The organism is Meiothermus sp., from assembly GCF_025056915.1.
In the GTDB taxonomy this organism is placed as follows: domain Bacteria; phylum Deinococcota; class Deinococci; order Deinococcales; family Thermaceae; genus Meiothermus.
In genome coordinates, this window is record NZ_JANWVH010000134.1 from 1 (window position 1) to 3,739 (window position 3,739).

Below are 3,739 nucleotides of genomic sequence, written 5' to 3' on the forward strand. Positions count from 1 at the left end.
ATATGCGACACAGTCGTACTATCTTTGCTTAAACACTTTGCAACCTGTAGGAGCGGTTAGATAGGGGGTATTCTGGGGGTTGGAGGCAGACACCCCTGTGGATGCCGTGCTTTCCTCTGCAGGCCATACCTTACCGGCGTGGCGTGTCCCCTTCATTGCACATTGCATATAAAAACCCCTTATGCAAAGGCTACATAAGGGGTCTTATCGTTCTGAACGTGGTGGGCGCGACTGGACTCGAACCAGCGACCCCTACCGTGTCAAGGTAGTGCTCTAGCCATCTGAGCTACGCGCCCGCGTGGGGTTTGGACTTTGCTCCAGGTTTTTCTTCGCGAAAAACGTTGGAGGCGCTGACCGGATTCGAACCGGTGAATGGAGGTTTTGCAGACCTCTGCCTTACCACTTGGCTACAGCGCCGCGCTTGCCACCCCAAAGTGGCTCAGCAAACGTTAGGTTAGCATCTGCTGAAGGGTGTGTCAAACGGTTTTCGAGTGCGGCCAGGCTTTCATCGTTGACCGTAAGCGCATCTGTGGGCGGATATGCGGGATGTCTTCCGGAACCCTGCGGTGGCGAAGGGACAGCGGGGGCTCAGAATCGGAACCGGGGCCATGGAGTACGATTGAACCGTGCGAGAAGTATTCATCAAGACGCCCGGGGGCTTTCGCTGGCCTTTTTCCAAAGGGCTGTTGGTGGAATCCATGATGATGGCGGGGCTGAAAATGGAGCCGGCCCTGTCGGTCGCCCATACCATCGAGGAGCAGCTCAAGACCCGCAAGAAGCCAGAAATTACCGCCCTGGCGCTCAAGAAACTGCTAATCCAGGAGGTCGAAAAAAACTTTGGCCCTGAACTGGCCGAGCGGCTCAGGGGCCAGACCCAGGCCTTCGAGGATATTGTGGTCAAGGAGGGGTACCGCCGCCGGCCTTTTTCCAAAGGGGTGCTGGCCCGCAGCCTCGAGGACGCCGGGTTTTCCATGCGGGAGGCCCAGGCCCTGGCCCGCGCGGTGGAAAACCGCCTGCGGCGCAGTGGGGTGCGCTCGATAGAGGCCGATGAACTCGAAAAACGCATCACCGCTGAAATAGAGGAGCTGTTTGGGCCTGCGGCGCGAACCCGCTACGCAGGGCGGCAGGCGCTGGCGGGGGAGATTTTTGTGGAAGAGGGGGTGGGTGAGCCGCGGGTTCCCTTTTCCAAGGGGGTGCTGGCCCAGTCGGTGATGGCGGTGGGTCTTTCCCCCGACTCCGCCTACCGCCTGGCCCGCGACGTTGAGCGAAGGTTGCGGGACGCAGGCTCGACGGTCGTGACCCGCGACTACCTGCGCAAGGCGGTTTCGGAAGAGCTGCTGGAAGAAGCGGGGGAGGAAGTCGCCCGTCGCTATCATTTGCTGCGCAGCATTCGGCGGGCGGTCAAGCCGGTGCACCTCCTGATTGGGGGGGTGGCGGGGGTAGGAAAGAGCGTGCTGGCCTCGGCGCTGGCCTACCGGCTGGGCATTACCCGCATGATTTCCACCGATGCGGTGCGGGAAATTTTGCGGGCGACCATTCCCAAAGACCTGCTGCCCACCCTGCACACCAGCAGCTTTGACTCCTGGCGGGCGCTGGCCACACCCCATACCGCCGAACCCACCCCGGCGATGGTCATGCAGGGCTTCCGCGACCAGGTCTCGAGGGTAGCGGTGGGGCTGCGGGCCATCCAGGAGCGCAGTGCCCGCGAAAAGACCTCGCTGGTGGTGGAAGGGGTGCATGTGGTGCCAGGCTACATGACCCACCAGCTCCAGGGCGAGGTAATCCAGATTCCCATCATGCTGGTGCTCGAGGACGAAGCCCTGCACCGCGACCGCTTCGCCCTGCGCGAACGCGAGACGCGGGGCTCACGCACCAGTGGGGCCTATGCCCAGCACTTCGACCAGATCCGCCTGATCCAGCAGCACCTGGTGGAGCTGGCCCGGGGGGCTGGCATTCCGCTCATTCCGGCAGAAAACCTGGACCGGGCCATTGACAAGGGCCTCGAGGTGATCGTGGACCGCTTGCAGGAGGCGTACTTCGAGGCAGTGCAGGGCTAAAGGCCCGGCGTTTTGGGGCTTGGCGCCGCAATCGCTCGACCAGCCTGGCTTTGGGGGGTGTCAAACAGGTGAACTTCCTGATGCGTTGTAGCCTTGGGGGGTGAACGACGCGATTCAGATCAAGGGTCTTCCCCCCATTCCCCCGCTGGGTCTTGGCACCTGGCAGTGGGGAGACAGGCTGGTGTGGGGCTTTGGGCGGGGCTACCAGCAAGACGACCTTCAGGCTGCCTACCGGGCGGCCCTGCAGGGGGGTGTGCGGCTTTTGGACACGGCGGAGTTTTATGGCTTTGGGCTTTCGGAAAGGCTTTTGGGGCAGTATTACCATGCCCACGAGCCCAAGCCCCTGGTGGTGAGCAAGCTGTTTCCCTATCCCTGGCGGTTTTCCCGCAAAAGCCTGATGGGGGCGCTCAAAAAAAGTCTGGAACGCCTGGAAATGAAGCAGCTCGACCTGTATTTGCTGCACTGGCCCTGGAAGCCGGTCTCGCTCGAGGACTGGGCGCTTTCGCTGGCCGAGGCCTACGAGCAAGGGCTGACCCGGGCGGTGGGGGTGTCCAACCACAACCTGCCGCAGCTCGAGCGCGTGGCAAGGGTGCTGGCCAGGCACAAAGTTCCCCTGGCGGCCAACCAGGTGGAGTACCATCTGCTCGAGCGCAAACCCGAGCATTCGGGCCTGCTCCAGGCCATGCAGGCCGAGGGGGTGGTGCTGATGGCCTACAGCCCCCTGGCCATGGGCTGGCTCACCGGCAAGTACAGCCTGGAGAACCCCCCGCCGGGGCGCTACAGGGCCCAGCGCTACGCAACGCGCAAAGCTCAAATTCCTGCATTGCTCCAAACCCTGGGTGAGATAGCCCAGGATTTGGGCGCAACCCCGGCCCAGGTGGCCCTGCGCTGGTGCATCCAGAAGGGCACCCTGCCCATTCCGGGTGCCAAAAATGCGCGGCAGGCCGAAGGCAATGCGGGGGCCTTGCGCATTCGGCTCTCGGAGCAGCACATGGCGCAGCTCGACCGGGTGAGCCCTGGCGGCGCAGAGGGCCGTTAGCTATCGCAGGCGCAGGAGGTAGCGCAGGGCAGCCTCGAGCTGTTCTTTGGGGTCTTCTTCCACCAGGTCGGGTTCCACGCCGCGCCCTTCCCAGGTGGGGCCGCTAAACGGGGCCAGCACGCCATTGGCCACCAGCGCCACCCCGCCGTCGGGAAAGCAGTAAGGTGTGAGGGCCTCGGTATTGCCGGCGCTGCGGGTGCCAATCAGATAGGCCCGTCCGGCGTTTTTCAGGGCCCCGGCCAGCCCTTCGGCGGCAGAATGAACCTGGCCATCAATCAGCACCACCAAAGGTTTTTGGGTTTGGGGACGGCCAAAAAAGGGCGTGGTGGGCAGAGGAATGGCCCCCACCCCTCGGCTCACGATCCGCCAGGGTACGCCCCGCATAAAAATTCCGGCGACTTCCGCCATGCGGAGCACCAGCCCGCCGGGGTTGCCGCGCAGGTCGAGCACATAGCCCCGGGCCCTGGCATCGTAGCGGCGGATGGCATCCTGCAGGGCGTTCAGGCCCGCTACATCCACCAGGTTGCTGAGCCGGAAAATAACCACCCCATCGGTAAAGCGCACCTGCGGGGCCTCGTAGGCCGACCTGGCGGGCTGGGCGGGCGGTGGGGCCGGGCTGGCCGGCGGGGTGGGAGCGGGTGAG

Annotated in this window: 3 protein-coding genes and 2 tRNA genes; 2 read left to right on the forward strand and 3 right to left on the reverse strand. The window is 63.8% G+C overall.

Annotated features, from left to right (window positions below):
• Nucleotides 1–219: 219 nt before the first annotated feature.
• Together NZN28_RS13960 and NZN28_RS13965 are read right to left on the reverse strand one after the other, a co-directional pair.
• A tRNA-Val gene (locus NZN28_RS13960) sits at nucleotides 220–296 on the reverse strand.
• Nucleotides 297–342: 46 nt separating this feature from the next.
• A tRNA-Cys gene (locus tag NZN28_RS13965) sits at nucleotides 343–417 on the reverse strand.
• Between the two features lie 209 nt (nucleotides 418–626).
• Here NZN28_RS13965 and NZN28_RS13970 point away from each other — a divergent pair.
• Nucleotides 627–2,057, forward strand: a complete 1,431-nt coding sequence (locus NZN28_RS13970; RefSeq protein ID WP_295399171.1) for an ATP cone domain-containing protein — start codon at nucleotides 627–629, stop codon at nucleotides 2,055–2,057.
• A 100-nt stretch (nucleotides 2,058–2,157) separates the two neighbouring features.
• On the forward strand, nucleotides 2,158–3,096 hold the full coding sequence (locus NZN28_RS13975) for an aldo/keto reductase (RefSeq protein ID WP_295399173.1): 939 nt from the start codon (nucleotides 2,158–2,160) through the stop codon (nucleotides 3,094–3,096).
• Here NZN28_RS13975 and NZN28_RS13980 read toward each other — a convergent pair.
• On the reverse strand, nucleotides 3,097–3,739 hold a 643-nt coding region (locus NZN28_RS13980), incomplete at its 5' end, for a S41 family peptidase (RefSeq protein ID WP_295399175.1).